The 24,720-nt window shown below is 54.1% G+C and carries 25 protein-coding genes and 1 tRNA gene; 16 read left to right on the top strand and 10 right to left on the bottom strand.

Features of this window, described 5'->3' with window-relative positions:
• Positions 1–46 precede the first annotated feature (46 nt).
• The 10 genes from QYE77_RS07970 (at position 47) to QYE77_RS07925 (ending at position 10,392) form a co-directional block, all read left to right on the top strand.
• Positions 47–1,570, top strand: coding sequence for an ABC transporter substrate-binding protein (locus QYE77_RS07970; protein WP_315624847.1), 1,524 nt, complete (start codon positions 47–49; stop codon positions 1,568–1,570).
• Between the two features lie 84 nt (positions 1,571–1,654).
• Entirely contained in the window at positions 1,655–2,581 is a 927-nt protein-coding gene (locus tag QYE77_RS07965) for an ABC transporter permease (protein WP_315624846.1), read from the top strand.
• 11 nt (positions 2,582–2,592) lie between these two features.
• Positions 2,593–3,492 carry a carbohydrate ABC transporter permease gene (locus tag QYE77_RS07960; RefSeq protein ID WP_315624845.1) on the top strand — a complete coding sequence of 300 codons (900 nt, stop codon included), beginning with the start codon at positions 2,593–2,595 and terminating at the stop codon, positions 3,490–3,492.
• A gap of 21 nt (positions 3,493–3,513) precedes the next feature.
• Complete coding sequence (locus tag QYE77_RS07955) at positions 3,514–4,314, top strand: Nif3-like dinuclear metal center hexameric protein (protein ID WP_315624844.1); 801 nt, start codon at positions 3,514–3,516, stop codon at positions 4,312–4,314.
• 50 nt (positions 4,315–4,364) lie between these two features.
• Positions 4,365–5,156 (top strand): alpha/beta hydrolase, encoded by a 792-nt coding sequence (locus tag QYE77_RS07950; protein WP_315624843.1) that lies wholly within the window; start codon positions 4,365–4,367, stop codon positions 5,154–5,156.
• Positions 5,157–5,417: 261 nt separating this feature from the next.
• Positions 5,418–6,842 carry an ABC transporter substrate-binding protein gene (locus tag QYE77_RS07945; RefSeq protein WP_315624842.1) on the top strand — a complete coding sequence of 475 codons (1,425 nt, stop codon included), beginning with the start codon at positions 5,418–5,420 and terminating at the stop codon, positions 6,840–6,842.
• Positions 6,843–6,982: 140 nt separating this feature from the next.
• Complete coding sequence (locus tag QYE77_RS07940) at positions 6,983–7,822, top strand: carbohydrate ABC transporter permease (protein ID WP_315624841.1); 840 nt, start codon at positions 6,983–6,985, stop codon at positions 7,820–7,822.
• Positions 7,822–8,646: a carbohydrate ABC transporter permease gene (locus QYE77_RS07935; RefSeq protein ID WP_315624840.1), complete on the top strand. Its 825-nt coding sequence runs from the start codon at positions 7,822–7,824 to the stop codon at positions 8,644–8,646. The genes QYE77_RS07940 and QYE77_RS07935 overlap by 1 nt, the downstream gene beginning before the upstream one ends.
• Positions 8,647–8,709: 63 nt before the next feature.
• Complete coding sequence (locus QYE77_RS07930; protein WP_315624839.1) at positions 8,710–9,684, top strand: alpha/beta fold hydrolase; 975 nt, start codon at positions 8,710–8,712, stop codon at positions 9,682–9,684.
• Between the two features lie 57 nt (positions 9,685–9,741).
• Positions 9,742–10,392: a uridine kinase family protein gene (locus QYE77_RS07925; protein ID WP_315624838.1), complete on the top strand. Its 651-nt coding sequence runs from the start codon at positions 9,742–9,744 to the stop codon at positions 10,390–10,392.
• A 103-nt stretch (positions 10,393–10,495) separates the two neighbouring features.
• Here QYE77_RS07925 and gtfA read toward each other — a convergent pair whose 3' ends face one another.
• Both gtfA and QYE77_RS07915 read right to left on the bottom strand, forming a co-directional pair.
• On the bottom strand, positions 10,496–11,968 hold the full coding sequence (gene gtfA / locus QYE77_RS07920) for a sucrose phosphorylase (protein WP_315624837.1): 1,473 nt from the start codon (positions 11,966–11,968) through the stop codon (positions 10,496–10,498).
• 25 nt (positions 11,969–11,993) lie between these two features.
• The gene (locus QYE77_RS07915; RefSeq protein ID WP_315624836.1) at positions 11,994–12,989 is read right to left on the bottom strand and encodes a LacI family DNA-binding transcriptional regulator; all 996 of its coding nucleotides are present in this window, start codon (positions 12,987–12,989) and stop codon (positions 11,994–11,996) included.
• 307 nt (positions 12,990–13,296) lie between these two features.
• On the opposite strand from QYE77_RS07915, the gene QYE77_RS07910 reads away from it, so the two are divergent.
• From QYE77_RS07910 to arsM, 6 genes are all read left to right on the top strand, one after another.
• Positions 13,297–13,369: transfer RNA gene (locus QYE77_RS07910), tRNA-Pro, on the top strand.
• Positions 13,370–13,461: 92 nt separating this feature from the next.
• Positions 13,462–13,836 carry a hypothetical protein gene (locus QYE77_RS07905; protein ID WP_315624835.1) on the top strand — a complete coding sequence of 125 codons (375 nt, stop codon included), beginning with the start codon at positions 13,462–13,464 and terminating at the stop codon, positions 13,834–13,836.
• Positions 13,837–13,875: 39 nt separating this feature from the next.
• Positions 13,876–14,619 carry a dolichyl-phosphate beta-glucosyltransferase gene (locus QYE77_RS07900; protein ID WP_315624834.1) on the top strand — a complete coding sequence of 248 codons (744 nt, stop codon included), beginning with the start codon at positions 13,876–13,878 and terminating at the stop codon, positions 14,617–14,619.
• Positions 14,594–15,262 carry a ribonuclease HII gene (locus QYE77_RS07895; RefSeq protein ID WP_315624833.1) on the top strand — a complete coding sequence of 223 codons (669 nt, stop codon included), beginning with the start codon at positions 14,594–14,596 and terminating at the stop codon, positions 15,260–15,262. Before QYE77_RS07900 ends, QYE77_RS07895 begins: the two co-directional genes overlap by 26 nt.
• A gap of 39 nt (positions 15,263–15,301) precedes the next feature.
• Positions 15,302–15,622 carry an ArsR/SmtB family transcription factor gene (locus QYE77_RS07890; protein WP_315624832.1) on the top strand — a complete coding sequence of 107 codons (321 nt, stop codon included), beginning with the start codon at positions 15,302–15,304 and terminating at the stop codon, positions 15,620–15,622.
• A 73-nt stretch (positions 15,623–15,695) separates the two neighbouring features.
• Positions 15,696–16,484: an arsenite methyltransferase gene (arsM, locus tag QYE77_RS07885; protein WP_315624831.1), complete on the top strand. Its 789-nt coding sequence runs from the start codon at positions 15,696–15,698 to the stop codon at positions 16,482–16,484.
• Here the strand turns inward: arsM and QYE77_RS07880 are convergent.
• From QYE77_RS07880 to QYE77_RS07845, 8 genes are all read right to left on the bottom strand, one after another.
• Positions 16,447–17,340, bottom strand: a complete 894-nt coding sequence (locus QYE77_RS07880) for an SDR family oxidoreductase (protein WP_315624830.1) — start codon at positions 17,338–17,340, stop codon at positions 16,447–16,449. The genes arsM and QYE77_RS07880 overlap by 38 nt on opposite strands.
• 92 nt (positions 17,341–17,432) lie before the next feature.
• Positions 17,433–18,893 carry a glycoside hydrolase family 13 protein gene (locus QYE77_RS07875; RefSeq protein WP_315624829.1) on the bottom strand — a complete coding sequence of 487 codons (1,461 nt, stop codon included), beginning with the start codon at positions 18,891–18,893 and terminating at the stop codon, positions 17,433–17,435.
• Between the two features lie 136 nt (positions 18,894–19,029).
• Positions 19,030–19,938, bottom strand: a complete 909-nt coding sequence (locus tag QYE77_RS07870; RefSeq protein ID WP_315624828.1) for an acetamidase/formamidase family protein — start codon at positions 19,936–19,938, stop codon at positions 19,030–19,032.
• Positions 19,939–19,954: 16 nt separating this feature from the next.
• The gene (locus QYE77_RS07865) at positions 19,955–21,331 is read right to left on the bottom strand and encodes an APC family permease (protein WP_315624827.1); all 1,377 of its coding nucleotides are present in this window, start codon (positions 21,329–21,331) and stop codon (positions 19,955–19,957) included.
• 185 nt (positions 21,332–21,516) lie between these two features.
• On the bottom strand, positions 21,517–22,026 hold the full coding sequence (locus QYE77_RS07860) for a DUF3592 domain-containing protein (protein WP_315624826.1): 510 nt from the start codon (positions 22,024–22,026) through the stop codon (positions 21,517–21,519).
• 87 nt (positions 22,027–22,113) lie between these two features.
• Positions 22,114–23,454: a hypothetical protein gene (locus QYE77_RS07855; RefSeq protein ID WP_315624825.1), complete on the bottom strand. Its 1,341-nt coding sequence runs from the start codon at positions 23,452–23,454 to the stop codon at positions 22,114–22,116.
• Between the two features lie 211 nt (positions 23,455–23,665).
• Entirely contained in the window at positions 23,666–24,112 is a 447-nt protein-coding gene (locus tag QYE77_RS07850) for a DUF1931 family protein (RefSeq protein WP_315624824.1), read from the bottom strand.
• A gap of 74 nt (positions 24,113–24,186) precedes the next feature.
• Positions 24,187–24,696, bottom strand: a complete 510-nt coding sequence (locus QYE77_RS07845) for an Hsp20/alpha crystallin family protein (RefSeq protein ID WP_315624823.1) — start codon at positions 24,694–24,696, stop codon at positions 24,187–24,189.
• Positions 24,697–24,720 lie beyond the last annotated feature (24 nt).

Here is a 24,720-nt window from a genome sequence, read left to right as displayed (position 1 = left end):
ACAAACCCCCCATTAAATCAGATGACAAAGATAAGGAGGATATGAAATGAATAAGAAGCCTGCTTGGTTATCCTTTGTGGGATTGCTGGTTATCGTATCTTTGCTGTTCTCGGCCTGTAGCCCTGGGCAAAAGCCTCCTGCGTCAAGTTCGCCAACTGAAGCACCTGCTGAGATTCATTTTGCCTTTCTCAGTTTCAATAAAATCCCAGAGACAGATGCTTTAGCATCGGTCGAAGAAGCCATTAATGCTATCACTGTACCCAAAATTAATGCCACTGTAAAATTACACCCCTTTTCAGTCACGGATTACGCGCAGCAAGTCACATTACTTCTTCAAAGTGGTGAAGGTTTGGATGTTTATCACACTCTGGGCGATCTCCCCCAACGTGTTGCTAATAACGAATTCATTGATATTTCCACAATGATTGACCAATACGCTCCTGAAACCAAAGCATTGGTTGGGGATGATTTTCTTAAAACTGCCACCCTTCATGGAAAACTCTATGGAATTCCAGCTTACAAGGGGATGGCTATGGCGCCCCAATTGGTTTACCGGGCTGATATTATGGAGGAAATTGGGGTTGATCCGGCAACGATTAAATCCGTTTATGACTTGACGGAAGTCTTTGCGAAGGTCAAAGCCAAATATCCAGATATGATCCCCTTAGTCCCAGTGCAGACAGGGAATATTGGTCTGATCACCCTCTTAATGTCCACACAATACAAAGTCGATTTCTTGGGGGATAGTTACTTTACGCCTGTCGCAGTTCTTATTGGGGATGACATGCACGTTGTCAATTTCTACGAAACTCAGGCGTTTAGAGATATCGTAAATCTGGCCCGTGAATGGTACGAGAAAGGCTATGTGCTAAAAGACGCGGCTACCACAACGAGTAATGTCTTGGAATTCATGAGCGCAGGCAAGGCGTTTGCATATATCGCTGCTTATGCCGGCAACCAGGCTTATACGCAAATCTCGGCCCAAACCGGTCAACCCATTCGTATGGTTCGTTTGGCCCAGCCATATCTAAGTTCAACCAGCGTAAATGCTTTGACCTGGGGGGTTTCCACAATTAGCAAGCACCCGGAGGCCGCATTAAAGTTTATCAACCTGCTATTTACGGACAAGGATGTCATTAATTTAGTCATCTATGGGATTGAAGGTCGTGATTACGTCAAAATAGATGAATACCATGTTAAGTACCCTGAAGGCAAAGACGCCAGTACAGTACCGTACACAGCCCAATTGAGTTGTGGCATCGTCGGCAATCAATTCATCCAGTATCAGATGGAAGGTACAGACATGGATGATTTGAAATTGATGGAATATGAGCTTAAGCATTCGGCCATGTCACCTGCAATGGGCTTCACCTTTGATGGTAGTTCGGTGGTCAACGAGTACTCGGCTGTAGTCAATGTCATTAATGAATACGTACCGGGCTTGACCACTGGTAGTATGGACCCCGCCGAGATTCCTAATTTCTTAGAAAAACTGAAATCCGCAGGCATAGAAAAAATCGTTGCTGCAAAGCAACAACAGTTAGATGAATGGCTTAGCACACAGAAATAGCTATCTCCAGGTCCCTTGGATTAAACTGGGATGAAGCTGGCTTATGCCAGCTTCATCCCCCTATATCATTTTTGAGTGAGAGCCATGAAACGAAAACACTCATTCTTAAAATCATTCTCTCATGAATTACCCTTACTTCTATTAGCCTTACCCGGATTAGTGTATCTCATCATTAACAACTACATCCCAATGTTGGGAATAATTATTGCGTTTAAAAAACTGGACTACGCTAAAGGGATCTTGAAAAGTGATTGGGTTGGTTTAAAAAATTTTGAATTCCTCTTCTCGACGCCAGATGCATGGATAATGACCAGGAACACTCTCTTATACAATTTGGCTTTCATCATCATCGGAACAATTTTTGCAATCGTTTTAGCCATTATGATGAACGAAATCGCGGACCGCTTTTTCGCTAAGTACTTCCAGGGCATGTATCTCTTGCCTAATTTAATTTCTTGGGTGGTTGTCTCTTATATTGTATTTGCTTTCTTGAATGCGGATACAGGCCTAATTCCCAAGGTGATTCTCCCTGCGCTAAGGGCTAAAGATATTAATTTTTATACCTCTCCTGGCTATTGGCCTTTTATATTGCTAATCGTGTTCTTGTGGAAGAACACCGGTTACACATCCGTTATATATCTTTCCAGCATTGCTGGTATTGATCGAACAATTTACGAAGCAGCAAGGATTGACGGAGCCGGAAAACTGGATCAAATACGTTATATCACCTTGCCCCTCTTAAAACCCACCATAATCATCCTTTTCCTGTTTTCAATTGGAAGAATGATGTATTCCGATTTCGGGTTGTTCTACCAGGTGACTTTAAACTCTGGGGCCCTCTTCTCTACCACTCAAACTATTGATACCTATGTCTACAGGGCATTGATGCAATTCAACAATGTCAATATGGCCTCAGCAGCAGGTGTCTATCAGTCCATTGTAGGCTTTATATTGGTGCTAGGTGCGAACTTATTGATTAAAAAGATTAACCCTGAAAACGCACTATTCTGAGGTGGTTGAACATGGAACGGTTGTTATCTAAGGACGAAAAAAGGTTTAAAAAGGCTTCGATACTATTTGTCGGCCTATTTGCTGTGATTGTATTTTCTCCATTTGTCCTGATTGCTATTTGCTCTATCTCTTCAACCGAATCCTTAATCAGTAAAGGATATTCGTTTTTTCCAAAATCATTGAGCCTAGACGCTTATCTTTACATGTGGGCACAAGGTAAAGTGATCCTTCGAGCCTATGGGGTTTCCTTGTTTGTAACCATTGTTGGAACAGCAACGAGTCTAGTGATCACCCCTATGCTGGCATACCCTCTTTCCAGAAAGGATTTTCGGCTACGCGGGTTGTTCACGTTCCTGGTTTTCTTTACGCTGCTTTTCAATGGTGGTGTAGTTCCTTCTTACATTATGTGGACAAGGGTTTTTTCTCTCAAGAACACGATCTGGGCGTTGATTCTTCCAACATACTTGATGAATGGGTTTAATGTATTGCTGGTGAAAAACTATTTTGAAAGAAGCATACCGCGGGATTTAATTGAAGCGGCACAAATTGATGGAGCAAATGAATGGACCATCTTTTCAAAGATTATGGTGCCTTTGTCTGTCCCTGTTCTCGCTACCATTGGATTGTTCACTGGATTGGCTTATTGGAACGATTGGATCAACGGGCTTTATTACATTAGCGATCCTTCTTTATATGGGATCCAGCAATTATTGATCAGGATTCTAAATAACATCGCTTTCTTGCGATCTGGTGCAGCCGCTTCCGTTGTAGGTAATATGGTTATCAGTTTACCAGGAGAATCCATCCGCATGGCTCTGGCGGTAATTGGAATTCTCCCAATATTGATTGTTTTCCCATTACTACAAAAGTATTTCATTAAAGGGATTGTAATAGGGGCGATTAAGGGCTAATTCGAATGCGGAGGGCTATTTATGATTGTCAAAGAGATTGTTGAAACTATTATTAAGGATTGCCAGTTACCCTCTCTCGAAAAGACTTGCGACTTGTTAATCGCTGGGGATTGGCAATGCGAGGTGACGGGAATAATAACTACTTTCATGGCCACTGTTGATGTGATCCGGAAGAGTGTCGAAAAAGGAGCTAATCTGATCATCACCCATGAACCAACATATTTCACGGGATGGGACAAAACCGATTGGTTAAAAGATGACCCCGTTTACCTAGAGAAACTCAACCTAATTCAAAACTATCGGATCAATATATGGCGATTTCACGATCATATGCACTTAACTGAGCCAGACCTGATTTACGAAGGTTTGGTCAGAGAATTGGGGTGGCAAATATATCGTGACCCCCAAATAAAACACTGTTTTACCATTCCGAAAACTCCGGTTCGGGAACTGGCTGATTTCCTGAAAGAAAAATTGCAAGTGAGGGTTTCTCGAATTGTGGGCACAGTAGATGGTCACGTTGAACGCGTTGGTGTGCTAGTTGGTGGTGGTAGTTTGGGATTAGGCCGAGAAGAAATGCCAATGGAACTAATGTACAAAGCCAATCTTGACACGATCATTTGTGGCGAAATTTACGAATGGACATTACCTGCCTATGTACGCGATGCCTCACAATTAGGGATGAACAAATCATTAATTATTTTGGGGCATAATCGCACTGAAGAGATAGGGATGAAATACCTGGTAGATTGGTTAAAAAAGAGATTCCCCGCGATCCCAATAGAGTTTGTTGAGGCAGGAGATCCATTTGTTTATTACTAGATCATTTTTTTTGAATTGCTTTTGCGGCAATATACAACAGAGAGGTGCGAATGTCCTATTTTCAGTGTTCTTTTCAATCCAGGGCCTTGCTAACATCTGTAACCCTTACCGTTACACTCCCGTTTCCCTCTTTTGATCCGCTATCACCAGAGATCTCATTCGATGAAATTTATCGAATAGAGAAAAAATTTAAGACGCTTTATCTTTTTCACGGTGCATTCGCGGATGCAAATAGCTGGTTCTGGTTTACTAGAGTGATGGATTATGCCAACCGTTATGGGTTAGCAGTTGTTGCGCCAAATGTCGGTAATAGTTTTTATGCTAACTTGAGACATGGTCCTGCCTATTGGACATTTGTGAGCGAAGAACTTCCCAGGTATGTAAGAACAGTGTTTCCACTATCGGAAAAACGCGACGATAATTTTGTCGCCGGCTTTTCGATGGGAGGGTATGGGGCTTTGAAATTGGCATTGAATAAATCGGAGCATTATTCAGCAGCAATAAGTCTTTCAGGAGTCCTGGATGTTGTAGCGGCCATGAAAAATCCAATCCATCCAATTTTTAACGTCAATGAGTATTTTGGAGGCATCAATTCTCTTGAGGGGAGTCATAACGATCTATTTGCCCAATTGCAAAGGCTGAAACAAGAAGGCAAATCCATTCCCAGGCTCTATATTGCATGTGGTTTGGATGATAATCTTTATGAGATGAATAAAAAATTCAGAGATTTTGCATTATCAAATAATGTTGACCTCACCTTTGAAGAGGGGCCTGGGGGACACACTTCGGATTTTTGGGATCACTATATTCAACGAGCCTTAGAGTGGCTCGCCTCAGTCTGACAGACAAAATTTTTTCAGCAAGTTGGCCTAGCCCATAGATCTCGCAATGGCCATTTCCGAAAACATGCTAGCGTATTGCATTTGAGGCAAGGTCAGAGATTTCATATTGACATTCGCATAAAACGCCGTATAATGATACTGAAACTGCTTTCATGACACGCATTTCAACATCACGATCAACTCAAGGAGGACCTCATTGACGTCTAGCCGAAGTTCCCTATCCCCCAACCCTTAATCCCACAAAAGGAAGGAGAAGAAACAATGAGTACGAAGCGTCGTTGGTTTTCCCTTTTGGGAGTGCTGGTTTTGTTCTCCCTGCTCCTGGCCGCGTGTGGTGCACCTGCCACAACCGCCGCCCCCACTGCGACCCAGGCGCCGGTAGAAACCAAAGCGCCAGTAGCGGAGACGAGCGAGGCAGCACCCACCACGGCTCCCACGGAGCCCCCTGCGCCCTCGGTTCCGAACTGTGGGACGGAGCCCGTCACGCTCAACGCTTACTTTGAAACGGGCTTTGATCTCCCCTTCAAACTCGCCGAGGAATTTTCTAAGCAGTATCCCAACGTTACCTGGGATATCAAGCAGGATCAATTCACCAATCTCATTAATTCCACACCGCGCCTGCTCTCGGGTGATAATCCCCCCGATTTGATCCGCTTGCCAACCATGGTCTCCTTCGCGAAGCAGGGCTTGCTCAAGGACCTGGATGGTTACGCCGCTGCGTTTGGGTGGGATAAATGGCCGGTGCCTCAACTCAACCAAAACCGGGTTGCCCCCGATGGGACGCGTGGCTCCGGTACGCTTTACGCCATGGGACTCAACTACAGCCTCACCGGCATTTTCTACAATAAGAGCCTGGCGGCCCAGATTGGCATGACTGAGCCTCCCAAGACCTTGGCGGAGTTCGAGGATTATCTGGCCAAGGCAAAGGCGGCGGGGCTCCTCCCCATTATGGCCTGGGGTAGCGCGAAGAGCGGCATGGGGTTGGCCTTCCCGTTGCAAGCCCTGATGGCTTCGGTGGGGCCGGTTGAGCCCATTAACGATTGGATCTTCCAGAAACCTGGTGCTACAATTGATACACCCTCCAATTTGATTGCAGCCCAGCACCTTGAACAATGGATCAAGAATGGTTACTTCCCACCCGACATCAATGCCATCGAGTACACCGATGCCAATGTGCGCTTCACCAAGGGCGAAGGCGTCTTCCTCTTCAACGGCGACTGGGAGAACTGGCGCTATGACAAAGACATGCCTGGTAATGTCGGTTTCTTCCTGATGCCGCCGGCGGAAGAGGGCAAACCTCCCGCTGCGATGTCGGCGCCGCTCACCTATGGCATTGCGGCCAAGGCCAAGAATCCTGATTGCGCTGCCTTCTTCCTCAACTGGGTCGCTACCAATGAGAAAGCCCGCGCGATCAACGTCCAGTACGGTGGCTCGAACCCCGGCGGTCCGGCGGATCTCCCGCTACCTCCTGTGCCTGAGGGCTCCATCACGAATCAAACCCTGGCCGCGGGTGCCATCATCGGTAAGGCTGGCACTGCTATGGACTTCATTGCCAACGCCACCAGTTCCATCTTTGCGCAGGGCTGGACGCCTGAACTTCAGAAGATGGTGGCCGGCAAGCAGGATGCCGCTGGTCTTTTGAAGGCCGTTCAGGCGGAGTATGAGCGCGAACTGGCGGAGCAGTAATTTACGGGCTGAAATCGTTCAACCCTCACACTGTTGACCCAACAATGACCATAAGCAACAGCACCATCTCGACAGCAACAGCAATCTCTCGGCGGAGCCTCCCACGGCGGAGGCCCCGCCGAGCCTCCATAATTGGCTGGTTGTTCACCCTGCCTGCGTTGATCATGTACGCGGCCTTTGTGCTCATTCCCCTCCTCCTGAGTGTCTACTACTCGTTTTTCAAATGGGATGGCATTGGCCCCATGACCTGGGTGGGGATGAGAAACTATATTACCGTATTTAAGGTTCCGGATCTCATAGGCACGATTTTCAATGCCTTTCGACTTGTCCTCTGGTTTAGTCTGTTTCCGGTGGGGCTTGGCCTGGTAATTGCGAGCCTTATTCACCGGGTTGCACCAGGGCGGTTCGGAGACCTGGTGCGCACCGTGGTGTTCTTGCCCCAGGTCATCCCGCTGGTCGCCGCAGGCATTATTTGGGGATGGTTGTTATCCTTGCCGGGACTGGTCAATCAAATTCTGCGCTCGATCGGCTTAGGGGCTATCACCCGCGCCTGGTTAGGTGATTTCGATTGGGCGCTTCCCGCGGTTGGTATCATCGGGATCTGGGTGTTGCTGGGTTTTTGCACCGTCTTGCTTCTGACCGGCATCTCTAAAATTGACCCAGCCCTCTATGAAGCCGCCAGAATCGATGGCGCCAGTTGGTTTGATGAGTTTATCCACGTCACGGTGCCGCTCCTCAGGCAGGAAATTGGGGTGTGCCTCACCGTCACCGTGATCAATGCCCTGGCCGCTTTTGATATCGTTTACGTGGCCACAGGCGGCGGGCCCGGAAACTCGACCGCCGTCCCTGGCATCCAGATTTATATCCTGGCCTTTACCGAACAACAGATTGGTCTGGCATCGGCTCTTGCGGTCATGCTGATGATCCTGGTGTTCGTAGTCATCTTGCCCATTCAACGACTGACTCGGGAGACTTATTGATGAGAGTTGGGCGCCTTGAACTTTGGACTGGCCGTTTGTTCCTGATCGCGTTGGTGGCGTTCACCATCCTTCCTTTCATCAGTATTTTCACCACCGCGCTTCACCCATCCCACACCTTGCCGAACGGACTCGAATGGCCCAAGGAACCCCAATGGGGAAACTTCATCGAAGCCTTCAAAGTCGCCAACATGACCAAACTTCTGGTCTCAAGCACCTATATTGTGCTGGCCGTGGTGCCCATCTCGCTGGTCATCTCAACCATGGCGGGGTTTGCGATTGGGCTACTCAAGATCCCGGGGTCGCGTTTTTTGCTGTTTTTGTTTGTCTTGGGTCTGACCCTTCCTCTGGGAGGTATTATTGTCCCCATTTACCATCTTGAGCGCGCTTTGGGGATTTACAACACGCGCCTGGCAATTGTGCTTCCTCTCATTGGCTTATACATGCCATTCTCGGTGTATTGGATGCGCGCTCACTTTGTGAATATGCCCACTGAGATTTCAGAGGCTGCGTTGGTTGATGGCGCCTCGACCTGGGATCTGTTCTGGCATATTCACCTCCCCCTCGCACGGGCGCCGATAACCTCGCTCGGGACACTCCTTTCGGTCTGGACGTGGAATCAATTTTTACTGGCCCTGGTATTGGTGGAGGATCCGACCCAACGTACGATGGCCGGGGCACTGGGCTACTTCCAGGGCCATTATGCCACTGATATCCCCCTGCTATGCGCGGGCACGATCCTCATTTTGTTGCCCACGCTCATTGTCTTCGTGATCTTCCAACGCCACATTATTGAGGCGTTGATCCAAGGGGCCGTAAAGGGATAAAGAGAGCACTTCTAATCCCGGAATGGCTTGCGTTCACCCACTCTTTCGCATGGGAGTTGTAGGATGCCTTTGACGTTTGATTTACCACTGGAACAATTGAAGACGTATCAGGGGATAAACCCTCGCCCCGCCGATTTTGATGCGTTCTGGGAAAAGAGCCTGGCTGAACTATCTTCGATAGATCCGCAGGTCGAGTTGGTGCCGGCGGAATTCCAGGCCCCATTTGCTCAGTGCTTCCATCTCTACTTCACCGGCGCTGGGGGTGCCCGCGTCCATGCCAAGTTGTTACGCCCTACGCAGGGGAATTCCCCTCACCCCGCGCTCTTAATGTTCCATGGCTATACTGGTGATTCCGGTGATTGGTTCGATAAACTCGGGTATGTCGCCGCCGGATTCACTGTAGCCGCCCTGGATTGCCGCGGGCAGGCCGGTTTATCCGAAGACACCGGGGGCGTCACGGGCAATACATTATATGGCCACATCATTCGCGGCCTGGCGGATGCGTTGAAGGGCTCACCCGAAAAACTGCTCTTCCGAAACATCTTTCTGGATACGGTGGAATTGGCGCGGATCGTGATGGACATGCCGGATGTGGATCCGAACCGGGTGGGTGCAACCGGCTGGAGCCAGGGCGGGGCTTTAACCGTAGCCTGTGCCGCCTTGGAACCCCGGATCAAGCGAATTGCGCCGGTCTATCCCTTCCTCAGCGATTACAAGCGGGTCTGGGAAGTGGATTTAGCCAGGGACGCCTATAAAGAGATTCAGGACTTCTTTCGGCATTCAGATCCCACGCACCGGCTTGAAGAGGCTGTGTTCGAAAAATTGGGCTATATTGATATCCAATTTCTGGCGCCACGGATTCGGGCTGATGTGCTTTGGGGGATTGGACTGATGGATACAATTTGTCCACCCTCAACCCAGTTCGCTGTATATAACAAAATTGTGGCCCCGAAAAGGATGGTCATATATCCCGATTTTGCCCATGAGCCTTTACCCGGTCTGTATGACCAGATCTTCCAGTTCATGCTGGGGCTGTAAAAGGTGGACTCTTGAACCCATGCCTCCTTGTACATACCTACCCTCTGAGGTTTTATTATGAAAGGCGATAAGTTGGTTATCCTGGATTATCATCGCCAAGCGGCAAAGGAAATTGTGGCTCATCTGCTGCCAAAGATTGAAAGCAAGGACAACAGATACGTGATCACCATCGCCGGTGAATCGGGGAGCGGTAAATCCGAAACAGCCAGAGCGGTGGCCGATGAATTGGAAAAATTCGGCATTAAGGCGGTGATCTTGGGACAGGATGATTATTTTGTCCTCCCTCCCAAATCCAACGATCAGAAACGGCGCGCGGATCCGGATTGGTTGGGACCGCACGTCGAAGTCAAGTTAGACGTTCTGGAACAAAATCTCGTGGATGCACTGCAGGGAAAAGACGAAATTACGAAACCTCTGGTGGATTACGATGCGAATACCATCGAAGAGGAGACCGTTAGCCTCGCGGGGGTTAAGGTCATCCTTGTGGAAGGCACTTATACCTCTTTGCTAAAACATGTGGATACGCGCGTCTTTATCGCCCGCAACTGGCTGGATACCCTCGAGCATCGGCAGAAGCGAAATCGTGGAAAAGAGGCCGGTGATCCGTTCATTGAGCAGGTGCTCCGCCTGGAGCATAAAATCATCGCCGGCCACAAACAGTTAGCGGACATCGTGATCACCAAGGATTATCAGGTGGTCGTCGTCTAAGGGTCAGCGATCAGACATAAGATCACCCGACGGCCAACATCTCGGGCAGCCAGAAAGGGGATGGTCCTTTTACCATCCCCTTTCTGGTTATCAGCCTCATGGATCATTCAAACTCCAGTGTCTTTTCTACTCCGGTGACTGGATCGGTGTAGTCAATCGCCAGGGTGTTTGTGCTCAGGTCAGCAAATAGGCGGGTAACAGTCCCCTCGTTATCCCAACGCAGAGCCACTTCGTGATCGGCGCAAGGGATTAATGAAAAATGTCCATCAAAGGCCGGGTGCGAATTCCGGAAGCGGATCAACGTTACAATGTTTTTCACAATGGGACGTTCGAGGGCTTGTTCAATTTCCGCAAGAGAATAGTTATGGCGGTTGATCTCGCGACCATCCACATGATCACCTTCGAGCCGATCGTTTTCACCCGCTAGCAGACCTACATAATAGACCTGGGGGATACCTGGAACAAAGAGTTGGATCGCTCGAGCGATCAGATACGCTCGATCATCGCCACCCAACATAGAGTAATAAGTTCCCCGAATTTGATGCACATCAAACCCGCCGCGGTCTTTATATTTCGGCGAGAAGATCCGGCTCAGATTCGCCCCCCGCTCCAGACAAATCTCAACGACACGTTGGGTCTTATCGAGATCCAACAAGCCGTCCAGGTCGGGCTTGACGGGGATGCCATCGTGGCAGTCGAGCATGGTGAACTGCCGGGGTGGGCGAACCGCCAGATACTCCTTGAGCCTCTGGCTGTTCTTAAAGAGCAAGGCTTCCAGCACCATATAGGGCAGGATGAAATCGTAAATCCAGTAACCCCGCTGGGATAATTTCAACTGAGTGGAAAAATCCGCGTGGAGTTCGGGTAAGAGGTCAATATCGAGGGGCTCGGCGATGCTTTTAAGCCATTCCAGAAACTCGTAGATGTCTGGTTCAACAAAGAAACACGATGTGCCAATTTTTTTGACCACATACCCAATGGCATCAAGGCGTACGATTTTGACGTTGTTTCGGCTGAAGTTGATGAAACACTCCTTTAAGTAATTCCGCGCCACCGGTGAATGAATATCAATGTCCACTTGCTCCGAGGGGGTGGTTTTGCCAAAGGTGGTCCAAAGGGTTCTTACCTCCTCCGTTCCCTCGATCACATAGTCAGAGAAGGGGGTGGGTCGGCGCAGGAAAATCTTTTCAATATCCTCCCGGGGCGGGTTTTTATCGGGCCAGAACTTTTCAATGGGGAGGAACATATCCGCATAAGGGGAATTGGCACCGTTGCGTAAAAAATCGCGAAATTGGGGTGATCGCGCCGATATATGATTGACGATCAAATCTAAGAGGATCGGATATTTAGTGCCAAGGCGTCGGATGTCATCCCACGTGCCGAATCTAGGGTCAATTTCCATTTGATTGATGGGCGCAAAGCCACGATCACCGGATGAGGGGTAAGGGGGCAAGATATGAATCCCCCCTTCAAAAAGATGCGGAAAATAGCGGTCAAGGACGTGGCTTAAGAGGTTTAGATTCCCCCCTAACGAGTCGGGGTAGGTGATGAGTTGGACTTTGTTGTGCACTGTCATGGTTGCTCCTTTGAGGTTGACGCGTTTACGCGGTTTTGCGCTCGATGAGATTGAGCGGAAGCTTCACGTGCCTGGGAATTTGAGAGGGGGATTCGATTTGGGCAATGAGGATCTCCACAGCCAGCCGTCCCGATTCGTCCAGATGTTGGCTGATTGTGGTCAAATCGGCATACTCGGCCATATCCAGATCATCAAATCCGAGGATGGCCAGTTGTTCCGGGACGGCAACATTCAATTGACGTGCAACCTTCAATACCCCTAGGGCTTGAAAATCAGTGGCGGCAAAGATGGCAGTGGGAGGATGGGGCAGGCTGAGCAGTTCTATCGCCACCTGACGGGTTTGCTCCTGGGTATAGGGTGCAAGGCGCACGAATTCATCAGGTAATTCGATGTGATGCTCCTTCAATGCCTGGCGAAAACCAGTGAGTCTTAAACTGACCGGATGGATGGCATATTCCGGCAAATCAGTATCCCCTAAGAATGCAATTCGACGATGGCCTTTTTTAATCAAATACTCGGCGGCCATGCGCCCACCTTCCACATCGTCAATCTCCACGCAACTCAATTCAGGATGAGGATATTCAATTAACACGGTGGGCAAATCGTGTTTGATCAACCAGCGGGCTTCGGCATCCTGAATGGGGAGAGAGATGATAATTAATCCATCCAGGTTACCGGTCAACGGCAACGTCGAGAGATACTGGCGGAGCGTCTCGGCGGAGTCAACGGTATAAATAATGAGTTCAAATTTGTTGGGCGGCAGAGCGCTGGCAATGCCGCGGATGCGTTGAATGAAAGATGGGGCGGTGAAGAAGGGCGTGATAACCCCAATCCGTCCCTTCTTTGTTCGAGCCCGGGCTTCCGCCGCCGGCACAAACCCGAGGGCGTCAATGGAACTTAAGACCCGTTTCCTCGTGGCCGGGTTGACTTTGCGCGGGTCGTTCAGTACCCGGGAGACGGTCGTAATGCTCACCCCGGCATGTTTTGCCACATCGTAAATGGTGCACCTTTTCTTTTTCATTGATATGTCATCCCAACCCTGATTATGAAAGCACTTTCAGTTTATCATTCCACAGATAAGATGTCAACCTTTTCTTTTTCGCTTTCTATTCACGCCGTTCAACGCCAAATAGATCTGTCCTCCCTTTGGCTGGGTAGCGATGACTCGGGTAACGGGCTCAAAGGCAATCGAGGATAGACCGACCCGGGATGGGAGGACGAGCCTGGTAGATAGGTGAAGAGACCTATAGGGGACTTTACTACGTTGCGCTAACAATAGAACGCGATTCCTTGACGAAGAAACTCTCTTCCGCTATACTCTGAAACAGCGGGGTGTGGCGCAGATGGAAGCGCACCGCGTTTGGGACGCGGGGGTCGGCGGTTCAAGTCCGCCCACCCCGACTGGGTGATGGCCGCCGAGGATGCTCGGCGGTTGTTCCTGCAAGCGCAAAGCGCAGACATGCGCAAATACTATCGAAGAGTGAAGACAACCGATGGCGCTACCCTTTTTTAAGACCAAATCCCAGGATAACCGACTGCCCAAGCGTTATGATGGGGTGATTGAAGCCGTGCGCTACGATCCATCCGGACGCATTGCCCTGGCGCGCGTGCACGAGCGGCGCGGTATGGTGTTCTCCGATCACGTCCTGCTCACCCGTGAGGAACTCATCCGCCGGCTCAAGGCCGGGCAGGTCTTCGTCACCGGGCGGCGGGTGCCCCGTATGGGCAATGCCTTCGAAGTCTTCGACGTCGTGCGCCTGGCCGGCACGCCAGGGCAGGAAGTGGTGGTCAGCGGTTCAACCGAACGCCCTGCAGGTGGTTCGGCTAACGGGAGTGAGCGCGACCAACTCAACGTGCCGCTGTTCTAAACCCTTCGACGCCGCCGTCCTCGCGCGGGCAGGTGTTTCTTGAGCACTCCACTGCTTTCCATTATTATCCCTGCCTATAACGAAGAACATCGCCTGCCGGGCACCCTGCAGGCGATTCACGATTTCCTCGCCGGGCAATCCTATTCCGCCGAGGTGCTGGTTGTGGAAAACGGCTCCACCGATGCCACCCTGGCCGTGGCGCAGACCTATGCGGCGCACCTGCCTTACCTACGCGTATTCCACGAGGAGATCCGCGGGAAGGGTTGGGCCGTGCGGCGGGGGATGCTGGCCGCGGTCGGGGCTTACCGCTTCATCTGCGATGCCGACCTTTCCATGCCCATCACCGAGGTGAACCGCTTCCTGCCGCCGCAACTTCCCCCCGAGGTGGATATCGCCATTGCCTCGCGCGAAGCCCCCGGCGCCCGCCGTTACGGCGAACCCGAATACCGCCACCTGGCCGGGCGCGTCTTCAACTGGATGGTGCGCCTGCTCGCTCTGCCCGGCCTGCAGGATACCCAATGTGGCTTCAAGATGTTTCGCGCTCCCGTGGCCGAAGACCTCTTCCGCTACCAGACCATCACCGGCTGGACGTTCGATGTGGAAGTGTTGTTCATCGCCTGCCGGCGCGGTTATAAGATTGTCGAGATTCCCATCCCGTGGTACTTTAATCCTGAGAGCAAAGTGCGCTTGTGGCGCGATGCGCGTCAGATGTTTTGGGATTTGCTGACGATCCGCCGTAACGCCCGCCGAGGGGTTTATGACGCGCCGCCTCCCTCCGCTTGACCCCGCCTCGACGCCCACGCTGGCGTTCGAACGGCGCCTGTGGGCGCAGGGCCTGCGTTACGTGGCGGGGCTGGATGAAGCCGGGCGCGGGGCCTGGGCTGGCCCGGTAGCGGCAGGTTGTGTGATCCTGCCCCCGGTGGATGAAGTGGCGGCATACCTTTCCGGCCTGCGTGATTCCAAGCAACTTACCCCGGCGCAGCGCGAGCGTTGGGCCGAGCGCATCCGCCGCATTGCCCTGGCCTGGGGGGTGGGCATGGCATCTGCAGAAGAGATTGACCGGATGGGCATTCTGGCGGCGACGCGCCTGGCGATGCAACGCGCCCTGGAAGCCGCCACCCTGCCCGCCGAGCATTTGCTGATTGATGCCCTGGCCCTGCCGGATGTGCCCCTCCCGCAGCATGCCCTCATCCACGGCGACCGGCGTGCTCTGAGCATTGCCGCCGCGGCGGTGCTGGCCAAGACCGCGCGCGATGCCCTGATGCGCGAGTACGATATCCGCTACCCCGGCTACGGCTTTGCCCACCATAAAGGCTACGGCGTGCCCGCGCACCGCGAGGCCCTGCGGCGCTTAGGTCCGTGCTCCCTGCACCGCCGCAGTTTTGCCCCCATCGCCCAAGCGCTTGCTGGTTCCCTTGACAAATAGATGATAATCTATATAATGGCCTCATATCGAGGTTGATCTATGGATGAGGCCGAACTGACCCGCTTTGTCAAAGCCCTGGCCGATGAGACGCGCCAGAAGATCATTGAACTGTGCTGTTGCCGTTGGCTCTCGGTCAGCGAGATTGTGGCCCAGTTGGATGTCTCCCAGCCCACTGTCTCACACCACCTGGCCATCTTGCGCCAGGCCGGGCTGGTCAAGGTGCGTGAAGAAGGCAAGCAAACTTTCTACACCCTCAACCAGGAGCGCGTTGCGGTCTGTTGCGGCCAGTTGATGCTCAAGTTTGCTCCCCAGACCTCATTGGGTGCTACATTGCGTGATAGCCTCAACCCCAGGGCCTGATTGCCTTATGCGCGGGTTGTTTTTTTTTGTCTCAATACATAGATGAATATCTATATCACAAGGAGTTCATGCTATGGATCTTACCCCGGAGGAGATTCGCAACTTTGTGCAAGCCTGGTATGGGACACTCGCCCAGAACGGTGGCTGCTGTGGGTCTTCGGCGTGCTGCGAACCGCAACCCGCCGCTGTGTATCCGGCGGATCTGTTGGTGCAGTTACCGCCTGAGGTGGCCGGGTTCAGCCTGGGTTGTGCCAACCCCCTCGCTGCGGCGCACCTTCAACCGGGCGAGCGGGTGCTGGATTTGGGCTCCGGGGGTGGGCTGGATTGTTTCCTGGCAGCCTTGCAGGTGGGGGAGCGTGGGCAAGTCATTGGGGTGGATATGACTCCGGCCATGGTGCGGCGGGCGCGTCAGGCGGCTGCGCGCTTGGGATTGCGCCAGGTGGAATTTCGCCACGGTTACCTGGAACACCTACCCGTTGCCACCGCCAGTGTGGATGTGGTGATCTCTAACTGCGTGATCAACCTGGTACCCGATAAGAACAGGGTGTTCGCGGAGATGTTCCGCGTGCTTCGCCCGGGTGGGCGCATCGCAATTGCCGATGTGGTCGTGAAGGGCTCGCTGCCGGCGTCACTACAGGCCGATCCCCTTGCCTGGTCAGCCTGCCTGGCGGGCGCGCTCGAGGTTGAGACGTATCGCCGCGGTCTGGAGGTCGCCGGCTTTGTCCAGGTTACCCTCATACCCGCGGGCGAGGCTGGCCTCACGCTGGATCACATTGCGGAGGGCATCCCGTTCTCCGCGTTGATAACCGCCTTCAAGCCAGCGCTTACCCCTCCGTCAACGCCACAAACCGCGCCGGCGTGACCTCGGCCAGGCCGCACAGGCGCAGGCTAATCTCCCACAGACGCTGTGCTGCTGCCCGATCATACGAGGCTGCCGAGGAAGGCACCGGCCGCTTATTGACAAAATAACGCCCGCTCACCCCGGCTATCTCATCCGCCGTGGCCAGGTAAATCGAGGTCTGTGCCCCCTCTTCCGGCGAGATGGCGAAGAGACGTTGAACCAGCCGAAAACCCCAGGCAATCAGGTCGTGGTTGTTATGGGCAAAGCGCGAAGCCACGAACCCGGGGTGTAGGGCGTTGACCGTCACGCCCGTGCCCTCTAACCGCCGCGCCAGTTCGTAGGTGAAATACAAATTGGCCAGTTTGGATTGTGAATAGGCCCGCCAGCCGTTGTAACCACGTTCGTTCTGCAAATCGTCAAAATTCAGGCGGGCACCGTTGTGTGCCATTGAGGAAACGTTGATGATGCGCGCCGGGGCACTGGCTTTGATGACATCGAGGAGCAGCAAGGTGGTCAGGAAATAGCCCAGGTGATTGAGGGCAAACGTCATCTCCAGACCATCCGGGCTGATCTGGCGGCGGGTGAAATACGCGCCAGCGTTGTTGATCAGCACATGCAACTGGTCATAGCGTTGACGGAAGGTGGCAACCATCTGGCGGATGCTGGCCTGAGAGGCTAGATCCGCAACCAAGTAATCCACCATGGCAGGATTGCCGACCTGGCGCAATTCCTCAGCGACCTTGGCCGTCTTTTCGGGGTTGCGTCCGACGATGACCACCTGTGCACCCTGCTTGGCCAGTTCGCGCGCCGTTACCTTGCCAATGCCATCGGTGGCGCCGGTGATCAGCACCGTTTTACCGTTAATCCAACTCACCATTCTCAAACCTCTCCTAAGTAAATTCAGCCCAATTTTACCCCGGGGCAAGGTTAGAGAATGATTTACGGACAACAAAGCCTATACAAAAAGGTTTACGCCGGCAGCAGCACCGCCCCACTCAGCGGGCTCAGGGTCAGCCCGTGCAGATGGCCATGGGTGACCTGGGCGGTGCCTGCCCCCAGTGCATTGCGCCAGACCGAGCCTTCGGGCAGGGTGTTCTCCACCGGCACATCCAGGTGCAACGTTTGGGAGGCGCGGTTGAGCACCACCACGGCGACATCCTGTCCTAGTTGCCGCAGGTAAACCACTTTGCCGCCCTGGGCCTGGAGCACCTTAAACTCACCGCTACGCAGGGCGGGGTGGGCGTGGCGCAAGGCAATGCAGGTGCGATACCAGGCATGCAGGTCGTGATCCCAGCGCCGTTCATCCCAGGGGAAGGCACGGCGGCAGTCGGGATCCTGGCCACCTTCCAGGCCAATTTCATCCCCGTAGTACACGCAGGGTGCGCCGGGGTAGGTCAGCAGGAAGAGCACAGCGAGGCGCAGCAAGGCACGCTCGCCGCCCACCAGGGTGAGAAAGCGGGCGGTGTCATGGCTATCCAGCAGGTTGAGTTGTGCCAGCACCGCCGGGCGTGGGTAGCGTTCCAGTAAATGGGTGATCTTCTGGGCAAAGTCCCCGCCATCTTGGACGAAGAACTCCGGCCCATGATCGTACCAGTGGCCGACGAGGTCGCGTTGAAGGCGTTCCCCACCGAAGAAACCCCAGCAGGCATAGGTGAGCAGGTAATTCATCACCCCGTCGAATTGATCGCCCTGCAGCCAGGGATCGGCGGCCATGGGAATCTCGCCGGTGATGTAGGCCTCGGGGTTGGTGGCCTTGACCACCTCGCGGAAGCGTGCCCAAAAGCCCGGTTCGGTGACGCAGAAAGGCACATCCAGCCGCCAGCCATCCGCGCCTTGCTCCAGCCAGTAGCGTGCCACATCGAAGATAAACCGCTGCACTTGCGGGTTGGCGTGGTTGAATTCGGGCAGGGCGGGCAAGTTCCACCAGCACTTGTAGTTGGGCGTGCCCTCGTAGGCATGCAAGGGGAAGCCTTTCACCACAAACCAATCCAGGTAGGGAGACTGCGCGCCTACTTCCAGGATGTGGTTGAATTGGAAGAAACCACGGCTGGCGTGGTTGAAGACGCCATCCAGGATGATACGGATACCGCGGCGGTGAGCTTCATCCACCAGGCGGCGGAAGGCGGCATCACCTCCGAGCAGTGGATCCACGCGGTAGTAGTCGTGGGTGTGGTAACGATGGTTCGAGGCTGACTGAAAGATAGGGTTGAGGTAAAGGGCTGTGATACCCAGGTCTTGCAAGTAATCCAGGTGTTCCACAATACCGAGTAAATCACCGCCCTTGAAGCCATTGGGGGTGGGGGTTGCATCCCACGGCTCTAAGTTGCCCGGCTTTTCCACCGCGGCACTGCGAGCGAAGCGGTCGGGGAAGATCTGGTAGAAGACGGCATCGGGCACCCAGGCAGGGGTGTGGAAATCGGTTACGGTCATGGCATTCTCCCGGTTGAAAAGATGGTTCAAGCGGCTCAATTGTACTCGTTTTTATGTCCGGTTCCCGGGATTAAAAACCTGAGGAAGGCCAGTACCCGGCCTTCCTCAGCGGTTGGAGTGCCCGTGGAGTGGGCGTTTAGCGCGGCAAGCGATAGCCGTAATCGGCCAGGACGGCCTTGGGGAATTCGAAACGCATCGTCTTCAGCGGATCCACCACCTGGCAAACCTTGAGTTCACCCACCAGGCTCATCAGCAGCCCGGCGTCGTTGACCGAAAGGCCGACCCGATCGGTCAGGAATTTAGCCATGGCTTCGATGGCGCCCTGGCTGGCTTCATCCATGGTCGGGGCGGAGTAGATGGTAGCCACGCGGTCGGTTGTCTCCACGAAGGGGGTGGGCAAACCCGCCAAAGCCGGCACAGGTGTGATCTTCAGGCGCACCTCACCGGGCGTCTCGGCGCCGCAGATGACGATTTCGCCATCCCCCATGGCAGCGTGAAAATCGCCACAGCCGAAGAGCGCGCCTTCCACCGCGGCGGTAAAGTAGACGCTGGCGCCCTCGCCAATGAGGGTGCAATCCATGTTGCCACCGTGTGGGCCAGGTGTGCCGCAGGGGATTTTGCCTTCGCGCGGCGCTACCCCGATGACGCCGATCATCGGGCGGGTGGGCACGCGGACGCGGTCGCGGAATACCACCGTATCGCCTACGCGGGGCAAAATTACCGTTTCGACGTGGGTCAAGTGCTTACCCAATGCACCCTCACCGGGCACGGTGACCATGGTCGAACGCTCGCCCACGCGCAGCTCGAGGATATCCACACGCACCACATCCCCGGCTTTGACGCCCTGGACATACAGCGGGCCGGTAGCCGGGTTGACGTGATTCCAGTCCAGGTTGTCAATTAAATCCTGTTCGCTTTTCAACTGCCCCTCGAAGCAGTCGTGCGTCTCCAGCCAAACTTCCTCGCCCGGCTGCACCGCTAGCGCAGGTTGCAAATCAGGGGCAAAGGCAAAGAACACATGCTCACGCGTCAGTCGTTTCATCATACACCTCCCATCGTGATTATACCTGTAAGGCTGGTGGCACCTTGCGAAAGCCACGCGAGACGATCAGCAACACCACGAAACCGACCCCCAACCAGATGAAGCCCAAGGTCTTGGCGTGGATGTTGAGGTTGGCCCAGACAAAACCGATGATCACCAGGCCTATCAGAGGAAGGACAAGGTAATTCAAAATCCCTTGGGGTGAGCGTTCTTTCTTATAGAAGAAGTAATAGGCGATCACCGTGATGTGAAGCACCATAAAGGCGGTCAGCGCGCCGAAGTTGACCAGTGATGAAAGGACTTCCAGATCAAGCAAGGTGGCGATGGGCAGAGTGATCAGCGCGACCACGAAGATGGCGATCCAGGGGGTCTTGTACTTGGGGTGCACCCAGGCCAGGAACTTGGGCAACTGCTCATCCCGCGCCATGCCGAAGAGCACGCGTGAGACTGCTGCCTGCGCGGCAATGCCGTCGCCGATGCCCCAAGCCAGCACGGTGCCGATCAATGCCAGCAGGCGCACTACCGTGCCCCCGGCTTCCTGGGCGATGTAGAAGAACGCCACGTCGGTGTTGGGGAAGGTAGTGTAATCCGGCCACACCAAGGCTGCCAACCAGGTTTGGGTCATAAAGAAGAACGCCAGCAAGCCCAGCGCGGCGACCATCGAGCGCCCGATCATCAGGCGCGGGTTGCGGGTTTCTTCGGCCAGGGTGCTGATGGCGTCAAAGCCCAGGTACGAGAGCACCGAGACCGAGGTGGCGGTGAGAACGAACTGCCAATTGAATTTTTCCGGGTTGAAGAACGGCGCCAGGCTGAATGCGCCCACACCGCCGCCCTTGGCGACGTAAATGATCGCCGCTACCACGAAGGCAAAGAACGCCAACAGTTCGATCCCCAACATGACCCACATGCTACGCGCCATCACATCAATGCCCAACAGGTTGAGCACACTGTTAAGGATAAGGAACATCAGAATCCAGCCCCACACCGGGATGGCAGGAATTTCGGCCGAGAGCCACAGGGCGGCTACCAGGTACACCAGCGCCGGCACCAGGATGTAATCAATTAAGATGGCCCACCCGGCCAGGAAGCCTACGTGCGGGTTCAATCCACGTTGGGCATAGGAGTACACCGAGCCAGCAATGGGGAAGGCTTGTGCCATGCGCCAGTAGGAAAGGGCGGTGAAGACCATTGCCACCGCGCCAATGAGATAGGTCAGCGGCACCATCCCCTGGCTGATCTCGGCTACGACGCCGTAGATGCCCATGGGGGCAATCGGCACCATGAACACGAGGCCATACACCAATAAGTCCCAAAACGATAAATAGCGTTTGAGTTCTTGCTTATACCCGAACTCTTCAACGCTTTCGGCAGGTGAGGTAACAACATCATCCGGCATAAGCGCACCTCCTGAAAGTGATTGGGAAATGAATATGAAGTTGTGGAAAAAGGGTAGGGGATCGAACTTAAAATAATATTATAACATCATTTTATCGTGATGTCATATCAAGTTAGATTAAAGCCAAACACAATCTTCTTCTTTAACCGTGAGGCATAACGGTTATTCTATTCGCAATAGGCGCGCTATTGGGAAAGCACGGAAACCAGTACCGCCACCCCCACCAAGCATGCGGTCATCCCGGCGATGACCAAGAAGGTGATGCCGATCACCAACGCTGCCTTGCTCGAAACTCCCGGCTGCAAGACTGCCTCAGCCGGGTTATCCGGGTTGTAATACACCTTCACCGCGCTACCCACCGGGAAGCGAGCTAGTTCCTGCTCCACCTTGCGCCGGCTGCCGATGAAGGACTCAATGCCGAGGCGCAAGCGATTATTTTGATAGGTTTGGCCATTGACTTCATATTCATAGACCACGCGCGGTGCGAACACGCGGTTTTGATCCCCCTCCGAATCCACCTGAACATCTTCCGCCACATAGGCTTCCACCACGCGCCCGTTGACGGACGGCCAGGTTTGAGCCGTCGTGGCTTTTTTCTTTTCCCGTGCGTAGACGTTAAGGGCGTAAATCCCCGCCCCGATGAAGATCAACAAGAACACCCCCAGACAGAGAAAACCCAACCATCCCATTCCCATAGCAGCGCCCTCATAAAGAATGTGTTATCCAAAGTATAGGCCCGGCGAACTTGGCGCGCAAGCGAAAATAGCGCGGAGTAATCTTCTCTACCCCTGTTGTTTTTTAAGTCTCGCCCGCAAAGCCATAAAAATTCCCATCCCCCATAGCACGACCAGCGATTGCATCGGCACCAGGAAGCGCGGGTTGTCGCCGTGGTCGGGCAAGGTTTGTAGAATCGAGGTGAGCCACAGGGTGGCGGCTAACAAGCCTAAATAAGGCGGCAAAGATAGCCGCTCGCGCCAGCGCCGCACCAGCATCAGCGGTGAGAGCAGAATAAAGAGCAGGTTGAGGCCAATCAGCCCGGCGCGTTCGGCCCAGGCCAGCATGCTCAACCACGATTGCCAAGCCGGATCGGTCAGATTCGCCGGCACCCAGATGATCGGCGCGCGCCAAAACAACCACCATCCCTTAACGGCGTAACGCAGGTAAAGATCAGGGTGTTCGCGAATAAGTTGCAGGGAGAGGCGTGCCAGGGTGCGCGAGAGGTCGTAAAACCCCAGCCCGGACGCCTGCATCATCTCCGGAATGGCTTGCCAGATGGTGTTGCTTTGCGTGCCGTACTGCGCAATGCGGGCATCGCGATAGCGCAAGTACACCTCGCGCAGGGCAGCGTAGTCATCGGGCACATATTCAAAATAATACCCGGTATGCTGGATCAGGTTGTAACCAGTCATGGTGGTGACGTTCCACATCCCGAAACGAGCGTGGATAAACGCCATCCAGGCCCCCACCAGCGCACCGGCGGTAAGCCAGGTTACCAGCAGGGTACGCCATTCCAAGCGAGAAAGGCGTTGCCCAATCCCGCCTGAACCGCCGATGACCGGCAGTGCTGCCAGCGCTACCCCCAGCCAGAAGGGTAAAAACACAAACAGGGGGCGGGTCAGCCCGGCCAGCGCCCCGCTCAGGCCGATCCCCACTGCTACCACAGGACGCCAACGGAGCGGGGCTTCCCACCAGGTCAAGGCCAGGGCTAACGTCAGTACGACCCAGAAGGTGGCCAGGGTCTCGCTCAGCAGGTGGGCTTCGAAGAAGAGTTGCCCCAGGTTTAGCGTGTGTGCCATTGCCGCGATCATCCCTGCGAGCGGTGAACGCCACAACCGCCAGCCCAGGTAAAAGAAGAGCAGCGTCGTTATCACCCCTACCCCCAGTTGCGCCAGGTACACGCGCTCATCGCTCCCCCACAGGGCCAAAAAGGCTGGGTAACCCGGTGTGCGCACGCCGTCGTAGTTTTCCCAGCCGTTGCGGATGCTCTGCGCAGCGCGGCGATAGGCCCCGGTATCGCTGAAGGCGCGCACGGGGTAGGTATGCCACAGCCACACGCGCACCCCAAGTGCTATGACCAACGTTAACAGAAAGGGAAGCAAACGGGAAAGTGGCGAACGGGACAAGCGGAGCCTTCCAGCGGGTGCGGAATCGAATCAGGTAGTTCAATTTTACCCCCAAGGACCGGGACCACCGATTCGATTACCAAGCCGGATTCGGTGCGGCTTAGCGGAGAGGCCAAGCTACCCAATCGGAGCGGGATCAAAGTCTGGGAGGATGGGGATGAGATACCACAACCCGCCGGTATTCACTGAACCGGGCGGGTTGCGAGGATGCTCATAAAGTCAATTCCAGCAGAAGTTCCAACCGATCCCAATGCTCGGGCAGTGGGTTCTCCACCTCGGGATCCAGAATCTTGAGGCTGTTGGCCATGATCAGCAGCAGCGCGCCAGCCAAATCGGGCAACATGGCCTCCACCTCTGCCGAAAGCGTGCGGTCCAACGGCGGGTAGGTCGCCATACGTTCCAATACCGGGCGCAGTTCGATCTCTTCCTCCAGATTGCGGAAGGCTTGTAAACTGCGTTGAAAGCCTGCGGTGAGGGGCAGATCTGCCTCGGTGATCACATCGCGCCCGTTGGCCGCCGCAGCCCGCTCGGCCATGAGCAGCAGGTCATGGAGTTTATCGCTAATCAAATCAGAGATGCGTTTGAGGTCGTTCTTATCTACGGTGATGCCGGCAATGCGGCGAAATAAATGTTGCATCCGAGCCGCACCGATGATCATAGCATTCCTCCTCTCGGTGTATGAGTTAGAAATGGGGGCGGGGATCCCCGCCCCCACCGTTGGTGCAGACCTGTTTAGGCCGTCTTGATCGGGATGGACTTACGCGCGCTCTGCGCCTCGGGCGTCTTGGGCAAGGTAATGGTCAGCACGCCCTTCTTGAAGGTGGCTTCGGCTTTGTCCACTTCCACCTCGCAGGGTAGCGGGATGACGCGGCGGAATGCACCGTAGCGGCGCTCCATGCGGTAGTAATCCTCACCCTGCTCCTCTTCCTCCTGGCGCTTCTCGCCGCTGAGGATCAGCGTATCCCCGACTACGGAGATGTCAATATCCTTTTCATCCAGGCCGGGTAGTTCGGCGGTCACAACGACCTTCTTGGCGGTTTCTTTGACATCTACCCGCGGCGTGAAAGTCTCCCAGGTCTCTTCAAACCACTCCCACGGCGAGAGCGACCAGGCGCGGTCAAAGAACGACTCCATCCAGCGGTCGAGATCGCGCATCAGAGCGAAGGGCGAGCGTTCCGCCTCGCGGCGCACGGCCAGCGCGCGGTTCTTGGGTCGCCAGGGAATCAGATCGGTGATGGGCATAGTCTCACCTCCTTTCCCGGCTTG

Origin of the sequence: Thermanaerothrix solaris (assembly GCF_032334255.1) — a bacterium.
In the GTDB taxonomy this organism is placed as follows: domain Bacteria; phylum Chloroflexota; class Anaerolineae; order Anaerolineales; family Anaerolineaceae; genus Thermanaerothrix; species Thermanaerothrix solaris.
The sequence above is the reverse complement of the archived record's forward strand: the minus strand, read 5'-3'. Positions and strand labels throughout refer to the sequence as shown.

Coding starts and splice junctions, on each gene's coding strand:
- QYE77_RS07970 (WP_315624847.1), top strand. CDS start 47: ATGAATAAGAAGCCTGCTTGGTTATCCTTTGTGGGATTGCTGGTTATC.
- QYE77_RS07965 (WP_315624846.1), top strand. CDS start 1,655: ATGAAACGAAAACACTCATTCTTAAAATCATTCTCTCATGAATTACCC.
- QYE77_RS07960 (WP_315624845.1), top strand. CDS start 2,593: ATGGAACGGTTGTTATCTAAGGACGAAAAAAGGTTTAAAAAGGCTTCG.
- QYE77_RS07955 (WP_315624844.1), top strand. CDS start 3,514: ATGATTGTCAAAGAGATTGTTGAAACTATTATTAAGGATTGCCAGTTA.
- QYE77_RS07950 (WP_315624843.1), top strand. CDS start 4,365: ATGTCCTATTTTCAGTGTTCTTTTCAATCCAGGGCCTTGCTAACATCT.
- QYE77_RS07945 (WP_315624842.1), top strand. CDS start 5,418: ATGAGTACGAAGCGTCGTTGGTTTTCCCTTTTGGGAGTGCTGGTTTTG.
- QYE77_RS07935 (WP_315624840.1), top strand. CDS start 7,822: ATGAGAGTTGGGCGCCTTGAACTTTGGACTGGCCGTTTGTTCCTGATC.
- QYE77_RS07930 (WP_315624839.1), top strand. CDS start 8,710: ATGCCTTTGACGTTTGATTTACCACTGGAACAATTGAAGACGTATCAG.
- QYE77_RS07925 (WP_315624838.1), top strand. CDS start 9,742: ATGAAAGGCGATAAGTTGGTTATCCTGGATTATCATCGCCAAGCGGCA.
- gtfA (WP_315624837.1), bottom strand. CDS start 11,968: ATGACAGTGCACAACAAAGTCCAACTCATCACCTACCCCGACTCGTTA.
- QYE77_RS07915 (WP_315624836.1), bottom strand. CDS start 12,989: ATGAAAAAGAAAAGGTGCACCATTTACGATGTGGCAAAACATGCCGGG.
- QYE77_RS07905 (WP_315624835.1), top strand. CDS start 13,462: ATGGCGCTACCCTTTTTTAAGACCAAATCCCAGGATAACCGACTGCCC.
- QYE77_RS07895 (WP_315624833.1), top strand. CDS start 14,594: ATGACGCGCCGCCTCCCTCCGCTTGACCCCGCCTCGACGCCCACGCTG.
- QYE77_RS07890 (WP_315624832.1), top strand. CDS start 15,302: ATGGATGAGGCCGAACTGACCCGCTTTGTCAAAGCCCTGGCCGATGAG.
- arsM (WP_315624831.1), top strand. CDS start 15,696: ATGGATCTTACCCCGGAGGAGATTCGCAACTTTGTGCAAGCCTGGTAT.
- QYE77_RS07880 (WP_315624830.1), bottom strand. CDS start 17,340: ATGGTGAGTTGGATTAACGGTAAAACGGTGCTGATCACCGGCGCCACC.
- QYE77_RS07875 (WP_315624829.1), bottom strand. CDS start 18,893: ATGACCGTAACCGATTTCCACACCCCTGCCTGGGTGCCCGATGCCGTC.
- QYE77_RS07870 (WP_315624828.1), bottom strand. CDS start 19,938: ATGATGAAACGACTGACGCGTGAGCATGTGTTCTTTGCCTTTGCCCCT.
- QYE77_RS07865 (WP_315624827.1), bottom strand. CDS start 21,331: ATGCCGGATGATGTTGTTACCTCACCTGCCGAAAGCGTTGAAGAGTTC.
- QYE77_RS07860 (WP_315624826.1), bottom strand. CDS start 22,026: ATGGGAATGGGATGGTTGGGTTTTCTCTGTCTGGGGGTGTTCTTGTTG.
- QYE77_RS07850 (WP_315624824.1), bottom strand. CDS start 24,112: ATGATCATCGGTGCGGCTCGGATGCAACATTTATTTCGCCGCATTGCC.
- QYE77_RS07845 (WP_315624823.1), bottom strand. CDS start 24,696: ATGCCCATCACCGATCTGATTCCCTGGCGACCCAAGAACCGCGCGCTG.